12 protein-coding genes are annotated in these 15,449 nt (G+C 61.7%); 7 read left to right on the top strand and 5 right to left on the bottom strand.

What is annotated here, in order from left to right; all coding sequences use genetic code 11:
- Window positions 1-3: 3 nt before the first annotated feature.
- Genes der through HUU46_14375 form a run of 4 tightly spaced genes read right to left on the bottom strand, consistent with a single transcriptional unit; the run spans window position 4 to window position 2,795 of the window.
- On the bottom strand, window positions 4-1,356 hold the full coding sequence (gene der / locus HUU46_14390; protein NUM54831.1) for a ribosome biogenesis GTPase Der: 1,353 nt from the start codon (window positions 1,354-1,356) through the stop codon (window positions 4-6).
- Entirely contained in the window at window positions 1,356-1,913 is a 558-nt protein-coding gene (locus HUU46_14385; GenBank protein NUM54830.1) for a CDP-alcohol phosphatidyltransferase family protein, read from the bottom strand. The genes der and HUU46_14385 overlap by 1 nt, the downstream gene beginning before the upstream one ends.
- Window positions 1,914-1,954: 41 nt before the next feature.
- Window positions 1,955-2,332, bottom strand: coding sequence for a response regulator (locus tag HUU46_14380; GenBank protein NUM54829.1), 378 nt, complete (start codon window positions 2,330-2,332; stop codon window positions 1,955-1,957).
- Between the two features lies 1 nt (window position 2,333).
- Window positions 2,334-2,795 carry a hypothetical protein gene (locus tag HUU46_14375; protein NUM54828.1) on the bottom strand — a complete coding sequence of 154 codons (462 nt, stop codon included), beginning with the start codon at window positions 2,793-2,795 and terminating at the stop codon, window positions 2,334-2,336.
- A gap of 352 nt (window positions 2,796-3,147) precedes the next feature.
- Between HUU46_14375 and HUU46_14370 the strand changes: the two genes are divergently transcribed.
- The 5 genes from HUU46_14370 to HUU46_14350 all read left to right on the top strand — a co-directional run bounded on the left by HUU46_14370 (window position 3,148) and on the right by HUU46_14350 (window position 11,166).
- Window positions 3,148-6,828 carry a beta-galactosidase trimerization domain-containing protein gene (locus HUU46_14370; GenBank protein ID NUM54827.1) on the top strand — a complete coding sequence of 1,227 codons (3,681 nt, stop codon included), beginning with the start codon at window positions 3,148-3,150 and terminating at the stop codon, window positions 6,826-6,828.
- 4 nt (window positions 6,829-6,832) lie between these two features.
- Complete coding sequence (locus HUU46_14365) at window positions 6,833-7,522, top strand: WbqC family protein (GenBank protein NUM54826.1); 690 nt, start codon at window positions 6,833-6,835, stop codon at window positions 7,520-7,522.
- Complete coding sequence (locus tag HUU46_14360; GenBank protein NUM54825.1) at window positions 7,519-8,505, top strand: DegT/DnrJ/EryC1/StrS family aminotransferase; 987 nt, start codon at window positions 7,519-7,521, stop codon at window positions 8,503-8,505. The genes HUU46_14365 and HUU46_14360 overlap by 4 nt, the downstream gene beginning before the upstream one ends.
- A 95-nt stretch (window positions 8,506-8,600) precedes the next feature.
- Entirely contained in the window at window positions 8,601-9,710 is a 1,110-nt protein-coding gene (locus HUU46_14355) for an undecaprenyl/decaprenyl-phosphate alpha-N-acetylglucosaminyl 1-phosphate transferase (GenBank protein NUM54824.1), read from the top strand.
- A 184-nt stretch (window positions 9,711-9,894) separates the two neighbouring features.
- Window positions 9,895-11,166 carry a hypothetical protein gene (locus HUU46_14350; GenBank protein ID NUM54823.1) on the top strand — a complete coding sequence of 424 codons (1,272 nt, stop codon included), beginning with the start codon at window positions 9,895-9,897 and terminating at the stop codon, window positions 11,164-11,166.
- Window positions 11,167-11,181: 15 nt separating this feature from the next.
- Here the strand turns inward: HUU46_14350 and HUU46_14345 are convergent, their stop codons facing one another.
- Window positions 11,182-12,096: a type II secretion system protein gene (locus tag HUU46_14345; GenBank protein NUM54822.1), complete on the bottom strand. Its 915-nt coding sequence runs from the start codon at window positions 12,094-12,096 to the stop codon at window positions 11,182-11,184.
- Between the two features lie 145 nt (window positions 12,097-12,241).
- On the opposite strand from HUU46_14345, the gene HUU46_14340 reads away from it, so the two are divergent.
- Together HUU46_14340 and pheA are read left to right on the top strand one after the other, a co-directional pair.
- Window positions 12,242-14,377: a UvrD-helicase domain-containing protein gene (locus HUU46_14340; GenBank protein ID NUM54821.1), complete on the top strand. Its 2,136-nt coding sequence runs from the start codon at window positions 12,242-12,244 to the stop codon at window positions 14,375-14,377.
- On the top strand, window positions 14,374-15,444 hold the full coding sequence (gene pheA, locus HUU46_14335) for a prephenate dehydratase (protein NUM54820.1): 1,071 nt from the start codon (window positions 14,374-14,376) through the stop codon (window positions 15,442-15,444). The genes HUU46_14340 and pheA overlap by 4 nt, the downstream gene beginning before the upstream one ends.
- Window positions 15,445-15,449: the final 5 nt, after the last annotated feature.

The raw sequence follows: 15,449 nt of genomic DNA, 5'->3' as shown, positions 1-15,449 counted from the left end.
AAATCACCCCTCCTCCTCCCGCTTCTCGCCCTCGCGCAGCTCGAGCACGACCGGCACACCGTCGAACCCGTACTTCTCGCGCAACTGGTTCTCGATGTGGCGCAGGTAACTGAAGTGGAAGAACCCCTTCTTGTTTACGAACAGCACAAACGTCGTCGGTTTCACGCTGACCTGCGTCGCGTACTTGATGCGCGCGATCTTGCCATGATGCAGCGCGGGCGCCTGGTTCGCGCGGAGGACCTCGACGAACTTGTTCAGTTCGTGCGTAGGGATTCGTTTCTCCGCCTCCGCCGCCACGCGATCGATGTACTCGAAGACGGTAAAAACGCGCTGCCGCGTCACGTTCGAGATTGTCACGCTCGGCACGTGTTTCAGGAACGGCGCTTTGAATTCAATCTCGTCGGCAAGGTCCTTGAAGCGCCGTTCCTTGTCTTGGACCAGGTCCCATTTCGTCCACACGAGAATCATCGCCCGGCCCTGCTCGACGATGTAGCTGACGATGCGTTTGTCCTGTTCGGTGATGCCCTCGTCGGCGTTCATCAGCACGAGGCACACGTCCGCGCGGCGCACGGCGCGCAAGGATCGCGCCACGCTGAACCGCTCGACTTCCTTCCGGATACCCGCCTTTTTTCGCAGGCCCGCGGTATCGATAAGAAGATAGTCTTTGCCCTTCCACCTGAAATCGATGTCGATCGCGTCCCGCGTAGTGCCGGGGGTATCGTCGACAATGCTCCGCTCCTCATTGAGAATCGCGTTTACGTACGACGACTTGCCGACGTTCGGCTTGCCGAGAATGGCCACGCGCGTCACCTGCCGCTCCTCGATCTCCTCGACGTGCTCGACCTTCTCCGGCAGGTGAGCGGCGATCGCATCCACCAGATCCTCGATACCAAGCCCGTGCCCCGACGACACGGCAATCGGATCGCCCAACCCCAACTCGTAAAACTCCGTGCGGTTCTCGCGAAGTCTTGCGTTATCGAGTTTGTTCGCCGCGACGATGATCGGCTTGCTGTGCTTGAACAGGTTGTCGCGAATGTCGAAGTCGCCCTTCGTCAACACGTGCTGCCCGTCGATGACAAAAACGATGATGCTGGCCTCGTCCAGCGCCGCCTTCACCTGTTCCTGCATCTTGTGCGTCACGGGGTCGGTCGGGTCCTCGACGATCCCGCCCGTGTCCACCACCCGAAACTTTCGACCATCCCACTCCGCGACGCCGTACGCGCGGTCGCGCGTCACTCCCGCCTCGTCGTGAACGATCGCGCTGTGGCGTCCCACAATGCGGTTGAACAGCGTCGACTTGCCCACGTTGGGCCGGCCGCAGATCGCGACCAACGGCAGTTTCGCTTTGCGCGCCATCAGGCTTGGTCCTCATTTCCGACTTGTTTGATCCCCGCGCGGAGGTAATCGGCAAACGAAACGATCGCGACCGCCAACGTGAAATACAGAATCCCGAACACAACGCGCGGCGGCAATTCGAGCAGCACCGCGATAATGAGCGCCATCTGAAACGCCGTCGTCAGCTTGCCGCTGATTTGCGGCCGCGCCCGCACCGGCCCGAAATACTCGTTGATCAAGTATGCGCCAATCACGATGATCACGTCGCGCCCGAGTATGATCACCGGAAACCATGCGGGCACCGGTGTGCGCAGTTCCTCGTTCACGGCCAGGAATACGAGCGCAAGATTGATCAGCAGCTTGTCCGCGAGCGGATCGAGCACCGCGCCCAACTTCGTCTTCTGGTTGTACGCGCGCGCGATGAACCCGTCGATGCCGTCGGAGATCGACGCCGCCACGAACACACCCAGCGCGGCGTAACGAAGCCACTGTTGATCCCGTGTGTAGGACATGATCAACACGACAAACACGGGCACCAAAACGAGGCGCCCAACGGTAATGCGGTTTGCGAGAGTCATTCGGTTTGTCCGGAGCGGGCGCTGCGCGAAGAACGGGCCGGCTACACCGGCTGAGGCAGGTGCCGCTTGATCTGCGCGACAAGCTCCGCCGGCGAGAACGGTTTAAGGAGCAGGGTCGCCGCGCCGGCTTCGAGCGAGCGATCGCGCGCATTCGGATTGTGCGCCGACGACACGCACAATATCGGAATGTGCTGCGTCTGCGGGTTCGCCTTCAACTGTTCGCACACCTCGTACCCGCTCATCATCGGCATCATGATGTCCAGGACGATAAGGTCCGGCGTCTCGTTCTCCGCAAGATCCAGCGCGCTGATTCCGTCGTACGCGCTCATCACGTCAAACCCTTCGCTGTTCAGGGTCCGCGCGATAAACATCACCACATCCGGCTCGTCGTCCACCACTAGGATTTTAGGCGATTTCACGCTATCTCTCCGTTCGTCTTGTGCCCCGGTCCCCCACGCGAAAATCGATGGTGTGCATTCGCACCGGACTGCGCTGCGTCGCGCGTGCGCGCTGGTCCGCGTAGCGCACTTTCGTTTCCTTTTGCTCGAACGCCCGCTGCAGGATTTCGACTCCGTGATCCATAAACCCGTCCGGCACGTCCGCGTTCCGGACCACCGTGCCCTCGACCGGCGACGACAGCGGCACGCGAAACTCCTCGTCCCGCATCAACTGGACCAGCACCATCGTGCCCGGCGCCAGCGAATCCAGCATCCGAATGCACATCCCGAACGGGTTAATGTTGATGATCACGCCCTGGTTGATCAAGCCCGGCACTTCCTTGGGCCACACCAGGCACGGCCGGCACGTCTCCGTGCGCGGCGCCCGGCGGTTGCCCCGCCGCAGCGACCGGCTGTCACGGCTCATGATCATGTCGTCCGGCATGCTGCCACCTCACCGCCCCCCTGCGCCCAAACCGCCCGTTGCAACTGCCGGGCGCGCGCATACTCTATCACATGCGCCGCGCCATAGCACCTAACTCCCGGTTTCGCTATGATAAACACATGTCAACTGAGAACCGGGATGCCCGAACTGTACAACCCTTACCGAACTGCCGGGCGCTCGCGTCGATATGCCAAGTAAAGTAATCGTGAACGATCCACAGCGGCATTGTCTCGCTGTACTTCAAGGCGCCATGCGAGAATTCGCCGCCTCGCTGTCGAGCGTGGTATGCCGTCGCGCGTGGTATGGCAGTAATGCTATTCAATGTGTGATCTCGAACTTGCGGGTTCGCCGGTTGAGCGCCGCTATCGTATACTCCACGGCGCTCCTTGCGTCGTACGCCGCGCTTGCGTTTCCCTTCGGAGATTCGTCCCCAAAACTCGACTCACGCGACGCGGCCTTCGCGCCTATCGTCATTCCGCCGCTCGAGGGTGGCGTGCAGTGGGGTGTGCCGTTGGACGGAGGCCCGTTGCGCGTGCTGTTCATCGCGCCGCGGTTTGCGTTGCGCGACGCCGCGGAGCTGGCCCACCGCCTCGAGATGCGCGCCGAGGTTGTCCCGCTGTGGGACGCCACACACCTCGGCCGCCCAGACGCGTACCCGCGCAAAATTCCAGGTACGTCGCACGATGAAGTGGTCCACGATCTACTCGACAAACTCGACAGAAAGCTCGATGCCATTGTCGCGGCCAACTTCGATTTCAGCGTATTGCCCCCGGAAGTGTTCCAGGTCTTGGCCGACAGAGTCCGCGGCGGCACTGGCCTTGTGCTCGCCCATCACCGGCATACCCTGCCGGACTCACTAAAAGCGTTTCTCGACGAGTTCGCGCCGGACGAATCGGGCGCGATCGTGACCACCGGACTCGGCGCGGAGCGGACGGCGGAATGGACCTCCGGGCTCGGCTTTGTTCAATGCGGCAGGATAGGCCAAGGCCGCGTCGTTGAAATCGACTATCAGGGCGAATGGCCGCTCGCCCATTGTCTCATTCCCGCGCTCGCGAACCCGCTTCTCGCCGAACAGGAGGATTTCGACACCTACCTTTCGCTCGCGGCGCGTGCTGTACGTTGGGCGGGTGGGCGCGACGTGCCGGTAGCCATTGCCGGCGTCAGCGCAAAGCCCGCGCCCGGCCCCGAGGAAATCCAAATCCCGCCGGGTCTCGAGGAAATGGTCGACGCAAACCTTCCCACCGGAGCCACAATCCTCCATCCGTTCCAGCTTCAACTCGCCGCGCCCGCGGACAAAACGTATGTCGTGCGCGCCGGCGTCCGCCAACGCGGGCGTAACCAACCGCCTATTACGATTACGCCAAAGCGCGATGCGCTTCGCAAGGGATCGCAAACCCACGATTTCGTCGTCGTCGCGGGCGCAGGCGAATACTGGCTCGACATTTGGCTTCTTGATGGCGACAAGGTCGCCGAATGGTACTCCGAAGTGGTCACGATCGATTCGTGGCCGAGCATTGCTGACCTCGCATTGAGCAAGTCCTTCGTCCTTCCGCAAGACAGTATCGGGATTACGTTCACCATGCCCGCGCGGCAACGTCCGTGCCTCGCGATGGCCCGCGCGACTGACCCCCTTGGGCGGATCGTGGCCGAACGCCACCAGCCGATCCCGCCGGAAACGGCATTGGTGCAACTCGGACTCGGCTTCGCCGACCTCATCGGCGACATGGTCAAAGTGGAGGTTTTTGTCTCCGATCGGGATGCGGTCGTCATGTCCGAGTGGGACGCGCGTAACTGCGCCTACGCGTACAAACACCTGCCCGTCCGTGGTCCAAATCCCACGGACCGGTTCGATGTGGTCGCGGACGTGTCCGGCGGCGTCGAGTTCAATGCGCGCGCAAATATCCGCAGCCTCGCGGCGCAGGGTTTCGGGGCCGTTTCGTTTCCCGCGACGGAGGAGTCGCTGCGTGTCATGACGTCGCTGGGGCTGCGCGTCGTGCCGCAGATCACGTCATATCTGCCGTATCACTCGCCCCCCGCCGAAGTCCGCGCGCCGTGTATCAACAATCCCGAGTTCATCGCATCGGAGCAGACCTATCTCAAAGGCATGGCACAACTCGTGCGCGACTACCCTACGGCCGCCGTGTCGCTCGGCGAAGGCAATTGCCTGAGCGCGGCGCGGGAGGACCTGTGCAGGTGTACCCACTGTCTGGCTGGATTCGCCGAATACCTCAACAAGACCTATGCCGGCCTGGATGCGCTGAACCGGGCATGGGGCACATCGCACGAATCGTTCGCCGCCGCGGCGCCGGCTACGGCGCAGCAGGCGCGCGACAACAAGCGCTACGCTCCGTGGATCGATTTTCGACTGTTTATGGACGCGAGTTTTGCGCGCACTCACGTTTCGGCCCGCGGGGCCGTACGCATGGCGGATATGCGCTCGCGCACGGGGCTCGTGGCACGGGCGGCCGACGAACTCTACTCCGGATACGACTGGAGCGCGCTCGCGTCGCAACTCGATATGCTTGCGACACCAGCCGGCTTGCGCGCCATCGAGATTGCACGCGCGTCGCGGCCTGCATCCGGAATCGGCGGGATTCAGTTGCCCGCGGACCTCTCACCGGAAACACTGCGATGGTTACCGTGGTACGCGTTGCTGCACCGCGCGCACAGCATATGGTGGCCCGACGTGACCGCGAGTACTGCCGCCGTCCCCGCGATGGCCGCTGTCGATCCGTTCGGAGATGTCGCGCCGTTCGCGCCGGAGTTTTTCGGCGAGTCCACGGCGCTCCAAGGCGGCCTCGCCCGCCTCTGGCTCAAGTCCGCGCCGTCGAAGGCGGATATCGCGATATACACCAGCCGGACGAGCGCGTGGTTGAACGAGGTGGACAACCAGTTCGGCGTGAGTTCCGCCGAGACCGAAGGCGCGTTTGCCTCGGCCCTGAGCGCACTCGGTTACGCGTACGATTTCGTGCCGGCGCACCGCGTCGAAAAAGCGGGCTTCGCCGGATACCGAGTGTTAATTCTGCCTATGGCGCGCGCATTGAGCGACGCGGAGGTAGCGGCTATCCGATCGTTCGCGGCGGCGGGAGGGTGCGTCATTGCGGACATTGCGCCCGGTGCGTTCAACGAACACGGTGTGCCGCGCGAATCTCCGCCGCTGGCGGATACGTTTGGCATTCGCTATGCCAACGCATCCCGCGCCGCCCCGCCCGCGAACGCCTTGGCCGAGCTGAAAATCGACGGCCACAAAGTCAGCGGCGACTTCGCGGATGTCCGCGCGGACGAAGGCGTCGAACCCGCCGGCGCGCAGACCGGCGGGCTGGCGAATACAACACCCGTGTGGTTATTGCGCTCGGAGCAGCCGCTTTCGCTCCTGATAAATCATTCCGTCAACGCTCCGGCGCTCGACCGGGCGCGCGGCATGCTCGACGAAGTGCTGCGGTCCGCGGGCGCGACGCGCACAGTCGAATTCGAGTCGCGCAGGGGCAGAGTATTCCAGGGAGAACGCTTCGCCGCGGCGTATGGGAACGCAGCCCTGGTCGCCCTGCTCGCGAATCGCGACACCACAGACGAGTTGCAGAAGGTCAAGCTGAAATTCGACCGGTCTGCGCATGTATACGACCTGCGCGCCGGCATGAAGGTCCTGCGCCCCGCGAAAGTCGAGGCCGAACTCGTGCGCGGCGGCGCGGCGCTCTACTCCGCGCTTCCCTACGAAATCGTCTCGTGTACGCTAACTGCACCTCCATCGGTACAGGCCGGCGCGCGCGCGCCGCTGCACATCGCGCTCGACACGGGAAAAGCCACGCCCGGAGACCACCTGGTCCGGATCGATGTGTTCGCCGTGACCACGGAAACCCTCGTCCCCCTGCCGCACTACGGTCAGGAAATCGTCTGCGAGAAGGGCGAAGGCGACGCCTACGTTCCGTTCGCGCTGAACGATCCCGCAACGCGTTACCGCATTGTTGCGCGCGACCTGCTAACCGGCGTTTCCGGCGAGGCGCTCGTCAATCTGACTGTGGGCAGGCTTCACTGATCGTATGGTGTGCGGAATTCACCAACTGCATTATCTGCCGTGGCTGCGGTATTTCGACAAGATTGCGCGCTCCAACGTGTTCGTCGTGCTCGACAACATTCAGTACAACAAGAACGGCTGGCAAAACCGAAACAAGATCAAGGCCGCGAACGGCGCTCTGCTACTGACGGTCCCCGTCCACGCGCCGCTCGGTTGCACGCTGGACAATGTAACCGTTGACAACACGCAGCCGTGGCGGAAAAAGCACTGGTCCGCCATCGAACAGAATTACCGGCGCGCGCCCTATTTCGCCGATCACGCGCCGTTTCTGAATTCCACCTACAAACGCGAATGGTTATCCCTCAACGAACTGAATCGACACATGCTCGAATACTTCATTCACGTGCTTGGTATTCAAACGCGCGTCGTCTACGCAAGCGGAGTCGACGCGCCCGGAATCGCGACCGATCGGTTGATAAACCTCATTCGGGCCGTCGGCGCCGACTCGTACTACAGCGGCGCATACGCCATCGGCCAATACCTCGATACCGCGCGGCTCGAGTCCGAAAAAATTGCGCTCAAACTGCAAGACTGGCGGGCGCCGGTCTATCCGCAATTCCATGCTCCGTTCGTACCCGACTTGTCCATCGTCGATCTGCTCATGCATTGTGGCCCGAATTCTCTGGATGTCATCCTCGGAAAGGCCGGCGTGTGAACTATCGGGTCCGTCATAGCGCACCGTTCGTGGGCGAGGAAGAAATCGCGGCGGTCACGCGCGTGCTGCGCTCGGGACGGCTTGCTCAAGGGGCGGAAGTTGAATCGTTCGAGCAGGAATGCGCGGCGTTCGTCGGCAGGAGATATGCCGTCGCCGTCAGTAGCGGGACCGCGGCGCTGCATCTTGCCGTCGAAATACTGTGCCCGGGCGGACGCGTTGCGCTGCCGTCCTACGGCTGCGCATCGCTGATAAACGCCGTGCGCCTGGCGCACGCAGAGCCGGTATTGTGCGACATCGGACCCGACTTCAACATCGACGCAAAGACAATACCTGCGCAACGCAACGCAGTCATCGTCCCGCACCTGTTCGGCGCGCGCGCGGAGCTGCCCGGCGGTCAATGCGTAATTGAGGACATCGCCCAATCCATCGGCGGTCCCACGGGACGCGACGGCGTTGTTACCATCGTGTCGTTCTATGCCACGAAACTGATAACCACCGGCGAAGGCGGGATGCTGCTCACGGACGACGAGTCGATCGCGCGCGCGGTCCGCGATCTGCGCGACTACGATAATCGCGACGAGTTCCGCATACGCTTCAACTACAAACTCACGGAACTGCAGGCCGCCCTTGGCCGCGAGCAACTCAAGCGGTTGCCGGCGTTCATCGCGCGGCGAAGGGAGATTGCATTGGCGTACAACGATGCGTTCCGCCCATTGCCGCTCGTATTGCCCTCCGGAAGCAACCACATCCATTTTCGGTACGTCGTCAAAACGCCCGCGCGCGACGCGCTCGAAGCGCACCTGAACGTACACGGTATCGAAGCCAAGCGCCCCGTCTACAAGCCCGCGCACCACTACGTTTCGGCACATTGCCCCGCTTCCGAACGCGCCCACGCGGAAGCATTGTCGATTCCCGTGCATCTCGGGATGACGGACGACGACGTGCGGTTTGTCATCGAGGCCGTCACGGCGCACTTTCGCTAGGGATTGCGCAAAACGCGAACTCGAATTTCGCGGCACAGGCCATTACGATTAGTTCGCCGCGCGACTCGGCGCGGCGCAGGGTGGGCGGGGAATTCATGCTCGATCGACTTCACTACTGGCCGCGGACGTACATCCTCGCCGGATGCGTGTCGTTCATCGTTGCGGCGCTGCTAATGCCAATCGCCATTTACGTCCTCCGCCGATACGGCATTATCGATCACGTTTCCGAGAACAAAATTCACGAGCATCCTGTGCCGCGCGCGGGCGGAATCGTCATCTTCCTCGCGTTTGCGATTGGCGTGCTGCTGCCGAACTACCGCGACAATCCGATGAAAGGCGTGATGCTCGGGTCGGCGGTGTGCCTGCTGGTCGGCGCGATCGACGACTGGCGCGGCGGCGTGCCGGCCGTGCTGAAGTTTCTCACGCTTGTCGGTGTCACCTACATTATGTCGCGGTACGGCGTACTGCTCAGCACGTTCGGGATGTATTGGCTCGATCTCGCCCTCACGATTCTCTGGATCGTCGGCGTCACCAGCGCTTTCAACGGACTCGACAACATGGACGGCCTCGCCGGCGGCGTCTCGGCCATCGTCTCCACCATGTATCTGATCATCGCGCTGCAGGTCTTCTTCGTCGTGGGCACGGAGACCAGCCTGTCGTGGTTCGGGCTGCTTGCGTCGGGGCTGATCGGCGCAAACCTCGGCTTTCTCATCTACAACTTCAAGCCCGCGCGCATCTTCATGGGCGACGCGGGCAGTTTCTTTCTCGGATTTACGCTTGCCGCGCTTGGCGTCATGGGCGAATGGAGCGAAAACCGCATCGTTTCCGTTTCGATCCCCGTCTTGATTCTTGGTGTGCCGATCTTCGATTTCGCGTACATTCTCGTCGCGCGCATTATTCGCGGTGAGACCAAATCGATTCGGCAAATCATCGAGCATTGTGCGCCGGACCACTTATCGCACCGGCTGGTCTGGATTGGGTTCTCCCAGCGGAAGGCCGTAATGTTCATCTACCTGATTTCCATCGCGATGGGAATCAGCGGCGTCTTGCTCCGCAACAGCACCAGCTACGTCGATACGGTCCTTGCGTTCGCCCAGGGCCTCGCGATCGTCGTAATCGTCATCGTGCTGATGTCTACCGCCGCGCGTACGCACAAGGCCGCGATTGACGAGGAAGTAAACAGATTGGATACGGGGGAGAAATAGGGTGTCGAAACGCTCAGCCAGTTCCACGAACTACCTGATAACAGTTACTATTTGTGCTTGTGCTTGTGCTCGTGCTCGAGCTCGTGCTCGTGCTCGTAATCGTACTCGTAATCGTACTCGTAATCGTAATCGCCTTACTCACTCCGAACCACGCCTCGGACTGTGGCTAACCCCACCCTCGATATTGATCGCATTTCTGTTTAACGTGATGCTTGCCGCAAACGCACTCGCCGCAGGCGAGAAACCGGCCGGATCTCTGAACGTTCGCGATTTCGGCGCAATCGCAGACGCCACGAGCGACAACACCGCCGCGTTTCAGAAGGCGCTTGACGAAGCCGCGGGCCGGAAACTAAACGAAGTGTGCGTGCCCGAAGGCCGCTACAGTTTCACCGGCAGGCTCATCGTTCCAAAGGAAGTAACCCTGCGCGGCACATTCGACTACGCGCCGTCCCACGCCGGCATTCGCGACAAGTCGGATGAAAAGCCAGAGTATGGCTCGGTGCTGCTCGTGCGCGGCGACGCCGGAAACGACGCGTCGCCCGCCTTCATTACGCTTCAAACCAATTCGGTCGTACAAGGCCTTTGTGTCTTTTATCCCGATCAGAAGGAAGACACACCGGAGCCGGTGAAGTATCCATACACAATCGCAATGCGCGGCAACAATCCCGCCGTGATCGACTGCGAGTTGCTCAACCCCTACAACGGGATCGACGCCGGCCAGAACCAGCGCGCGCTTATACGCAACATACACGGCCAACCTATTCACATCGGCGTGTACGTAAACGATATCTACGACATTGGCCGCATCGAAAACGTCCACTGGAACCCGTGGTGGTCCATCAACACGCCGGTCTACAACTGGCAAATGGACCACGGCGTCGCGTTTCAGTTCGGCCGCACGGATTGGCATTACGTACTCAACACGTTCTGCTTCGGCTACCACATCGGCTACCACTTCACCGAAACCAAGAGCGGCGTCACCAACGGCAATTTCCTCGGCATCGGCGCGGACAACTGCCAGACCGCCGTCGTCGTCGAGAACAGCGCGCCCTTCGGTATCCTCATCACCAACGGCGAATTCGTTTCGTTCAATGGCCCCGACCCGACGATGGTGCGCGTCGAGAAATCGCACACCGGCGCCGTGCGCTTCGTCAATTGCGCGTTCTGGGGGCCGTGCAACCGCAACGCGGTTATCGACGGAAGGGGGACCGTGGGGTTCAGCGACTGCACGTTCGTGCAATGGGGTCACAAGGGCCAGGTCGTCAATTCGATTGAAGCGTTGGGCGGCTCACTGCTCGTGCGCGGTTGCGAATTCCGCGAGGACAAACCGCAGGTCTGGTTGAAGGAAGACGTCCAGCGCGCCGTTATCACCGACAACCTTATCCGCGGCGAAGCGCGTATCAAAAACGAATCGCGCGGCGCCGTTGTCATCGAGGACAACGCCGCCGCGCGATAAACCCTCTTGTGCCCGTTACTCTGACTTCCAGATGAGCGGCGCCGCAATGCCTTTGTTCTGCAGGTCCGGCATATCGGGATGCGCCTTGGCCTGGCCTTCCCGCAGGCGCGCGCGATAGTCGAAATCGAGAATGTTGTCGTTGCCGGCGTCACGCGTGGCCAGATACGCCGCGCGCATGCCCAACACGTAGTACGCCCTCTGCGGCATCGTCTCGCCTGTGCTCGTCAGCCATGCGCTTTCGTTCGGTGGGCTGATGATGCCTCGCGTGTTGTTCAGCGGCCCGACGCTCAAGAGAACAAACGCGTCATATTGCGGCGGCGGGAACAGGGTCTGGTCACCGACAAACGCCGGATTCCAGGCCGCGCCATTCCATGCGCCACCGCCGAGGCGGTGCATCCGCTCCACGTCCTTCTTGTAGTACGGGACGTAGACATACGGGCGCTTGCTCCCCGTCATCGACGGGAACGCAGTCAACAAGCTGCCCCCGGGGTACGGATCCGCGTTCGGCGCAATGTTCAGGAACCCCGTGTCGCCCAGCGGGATGAACTCCAGCATCTGCAACGTGCCGTCTTCGTTCGTGTCGTAGTTCTGACTGAAACGATCATAGGCGTCGCCGGAACTATTATATGCGTCAATGGCCACGTCAATGCCCGCCTCGAAAGTGTAAGGATGGTGATTGTAGGTCGCCGGGGCCGCGCTTTGCTGCGAAAAAAGCTGGTACCCGTAGCCTGGGGGGTAGGTTCCCTCTTCGGTAAAATACCCGTGAAGCGAGGTTGAAATCGCTCGCATGTCGGCGACAGCATCGGTAATTTTTGCTCGTTCCAGCACCCCGGGCAGCACCACCGCCGTGAGACCGGCCAGGATGGAAATGATGGCGATGACCGTCAGCAGTTCGATTAGCGTAAACCCCGCAGCGCGCACCGTTTTCATGAGGCACCTCTCCCGTTATCTCGAACGGCTCCAACGGGATGATACCATGCGATCTAGAGACCGTCAAATGACAGCTTGAAAATCGGCGTTTATCTCCGTACACTTTTTGCTCCCCAGGCTGCGCAAATTACGAAAATTGACACCCATGATCGCCCTCAATACAGCCCAACAAGATGCCGTCCTACGCGGCGATGGCCCAGCCCTCGTCCTGGCCGGCGCCGGGTCCGGGAAGACCCGTGTCATCGTCGAACGCATTGCGCATCTCGTCGCCGAAAAGGGGGTCGATGCGCGGAGCATTCTCGCGCTGACCTTCACGAACAAGGCCGCCGAAGAGATGCGCAACCGCGTCGCCTCCCGGCTCGGCGTGGAGAAGGTCGGCGCCTGGCTGGGGACCTTCCACAGTTTCGGGCTCTACATACTCCGCCGCGAGATCGACCGCCTGAATCGCTCGAAGCAGTTCACTATCTTCGACGACGCTGACCAACTGTCGCTTATGAAGAAGCTCATCCGCGATCTCGGCACACAGGCCGCGTCCATCTCGCCGCGCGACGCGCTTTCGTGGATCAGCCGGCACAAGCAGGACATCGCGACGCCCGATCTCGCCGCCGCCGCCAACCCCGGCGAAAACGCGCTACGTCTGCTTTGGACCCGCTACCACGACGCCCTCAGGTGCGCCAGTGCCGTCGACTTTGACGACCTGCTGGTCCTCACCGCGCAATTGTTCGATCAACACACGGACGTGCGGCACAAATACGCGGAACGCTACCGGTACGTGCTCATCGACGAGTACCAGGACACCAACCGCGCCCAGTATCTTCTTGCGCGCCACCTGTCGAGCGTTCACGGCAACATCTTCGTCGTCGGTGACGAAGACCAAAGCATCTATTCCTGGCGCGGGGCGAGCATCCGCAACATCCTCGATTTCGAAAAGGACTTTCAAGACTCCCGCACATTCCGCCTTGAACAGAATTACCGCAGCACCGCGCCCATACTCAAGGCCGCGAACGCCGTCGTGCGGAACAACATGTCCCGGCTCGGCAAGACGCTCTGGACCGCGAACGAAGGTGGAGACCCCGTCCGGTTTTACGAGGCCGCCGACGCCGAAGCCGAGGCGCAGTTTGTCGCCAACGACGTGGTCGAGAAGAAACTGTCGCCCGCGCAGGTAGCGGTGCTGTTCCGTACGAACGGCCAAGTCCGGCTTGTGGAAGAGGCGATGCGCCGCAAAGGCCTCGCGTACATCGTCGTGGGCGGCGTGAAGTTCTATGGCCGCAAGGAAATCAAAGACGTTCTCTCGTATCTTCGCCTGCTTGTCAATCCCGCGGACGACGTCTCGTTGCGCCGCGTGTTGAACGTTCCCGCGCGCGGCATCGGCGCTACCACACAGGAACTTGTCGAACAGTACGCCGCGTCCCGCGGGCAATCGCTGATCGAGGTGCTGCGCGAGACCGAACTCGACCAGTCCATTACGCCGCGCGCCCGCCAGTCTATCGCCGAGTTCGTTCACCTCATCGACGACCTGACGATCGAAGCCAAGTCCGCGTCAACGTCTGTCCTTCTCGATTTGCTCCTGTTGCGAACCAAGTACCGCGAATACCTGCAACAGGCCGATGAAAAGGACTACCGGACGCGCCTCGAAATGGTGGACGAATTCCGCGCCGCCTGCGCGCAATTCGACGCGAAAGGCGGCGGCGGGTTGCTCGCCTTCCTGCAGGAATTGTCGCTTGTGTCCGATGTCGATTCGTGGGACGCAAGCCTTCCCGCGGTCACGCTTATGACTTGCCACAGCGCGAAGGGCCTTGAGTTCGATCACGTCTACTTGGTAGGGTTGGAAGAGGGTCTGCTTCCGCACGCCAGTGCGCTCGAATCCGAAGAAGACATCGAGGAAGAGCGCCGGCTCTGCTACGTTGCAATGACCCGGGCGCGTGTCAGCCTGACCCTGTGCGCGGCAAAGTCCCGCGTCGTATTTGGGGACGGGTTCGGCGGGCGGGAAACCTCGCGGTTTGTCGCGGAAATTCCCCGCGATCAGCTTACGTTCATCGGTGGCGAGCAGCCACGGCAGAATTCCGGATCGATGCCTGCGTCCGCTGCGCCCGCGGCGCCGGGCGGGCTCAAGCTCGGCACGCGGGTCTGGCACGCCCAGTTTGGCAAGGGCACGGTCATGTATACTTCCGGCTCCGGCGCGAGACTGCGCGCGCGGATTCGGTTCGAGAGCGGGCGTTCGCGCGATTTCATGGTGGCCGCCGCCCCGCTCAAGGTGCTCGACGGAGACAAGAAAAAGTGACGCTTGAAGAATTGCGGGAGCGGATCGACGCGCTCGACGCAAAAATACTCGAATGCCTGAACGCGCGCGCGAAGTGCGCGATCGAGATCGCCGAAATCAAACGATCGAACAACCAGCAGTACTACGTCCCCGAGCGCGAAAAGTCTATCTACGACTCCGTCCGCGAGAAGAACCCGGGGCCGCTGCCCGATCCCGCTATCAAGGCAATCTACCGCGAAATCATCAGCGCCGTGCGCGCGCTGGAAAAGCCCGTCGACGTCGCGTTCCTCGGCCCGCGCGACACGTTCAGCCACATCGCGGCGCTGAAGGTCTTCGGCTCGCACGGCGCGTATCATCCTGTCGCAACCGTCGACGACGTGTTCACGGAAGTCGAGCGCAAACGCGTCGACTACGGGCTCGTGCCCGTCGAAACCTCCATGGGCGGTGGGTTGAGCGACACGCTCGATCGTTTCATCTCGTCCGACCTCACCATCGTTAACGAAGTCATGCTGCACATTCAGCAAAACCTGTTGTCCAACGGGCCGCTCGACGCTATCACGAAGGTGTACTCGAAGGCCCAGCCCTTTGCGCAATGCCGCGGCTGGTTGAAAGCGAACCTGCCGAACGCCGAACTTGTCGAAACTCCCAGTACCGCCGAAGCCGCGCGCATCGCCGCGTCTGAACCGGGCGCGGCCGCAATCGCCAGCGAACTCGCCGCCGAAACGTACAACATCGGCATCGTCGTGAAGGGCATCGAAGACAGCCCGAATAACTTCACACGCTTCTTTGTCGTCGGGCGGCACCTGGCGCGTCCAACGGGAAAGGACAAGACCGCGATTCTCTGCGCGATCATGGACCATCCCGGCGCGCTGTACGAATTGCTCACGCCGCTGGCAAAAGCCGGCGTCAACTTGACGCGCATCGAGTCGCGTCCCTCGCGCAAACGCGCGTGGGAATACGTGTTCTTCATCGACATGTTGGGACACTGCGAGGACCCTGCGTTGAAGGGCGCGCTCGACGAGGTCGCGAAACAGTGCAAGGAATTGAGGGTGCTTGGTTCGTTCCCCCTGGGCGAACTGGAAGGGTAGTTGCG

Source organism: Candidatus Hydrogenedentota bacterium, from assembly GCA_013359265.1.
In the GTDB taxonomy this organism is placed as follows: domain Bacteria; phylum Hydrogenedentota; class Hydrogenedentia; order Hydrogenedentales; family SLHB01; genus JABWCD01.
This window is presented reverse-complemented; position numbering and strand designations above follow the sequence as displayed.

Excerpts from the sequence above, each read along its gene's own strand:
- HUU46_14375 (NUM54828.1), bottom strand. The coding sequence starts at position 2,795 with ATGCCGGACGACATGATCATGAGCCGTGACAGCCGGTCGCTGCGGCGG.
- HUU46_14385 (NUM54830.1), bottom strand. The coding sequence starts at position 1,913 with ATGACTCTCGCAAACCGCATTACCGTTGGGCGCCTCGTTTTGGTGCCC.
- der (NUM54831.1), bottom strand. The coding sequence starts at position 1,356 with ATGGCGCGCAAAGCGAAACTGCCGTTGGTCGCGATCTGCGGCCGGCCC.
- HUU46_14345 (NUM54822.1), bottom strand. The coding sequence starts at position 12,096 with ATGAAAACGGTGCGCGCTGCGGGGTTTACGCTAATCGAACTGCTGACG.
- HUU46_14355 (NUM54824.1), top strand. The coding sequence starts at position 8,601 with ATGCTCGATCGACTTCACTACTGGCCGCGGACGTACATCCTCGCCGGA.
- HUU46_14365 (NUM54826.1), top strand. The coding sequence starts at position 6,833 with ATGGTGTGCGGAATTCACCAACTGCATTATCTGCCGTGGCTGCGGTAT.
- HUU46_14340 (NUM54821.1), top strand. The coding sequence starts at position 12,242 with ATGATCGCCCTCAATACAGCCCAACAAGATGCCGTCCTACGCGGCGAT.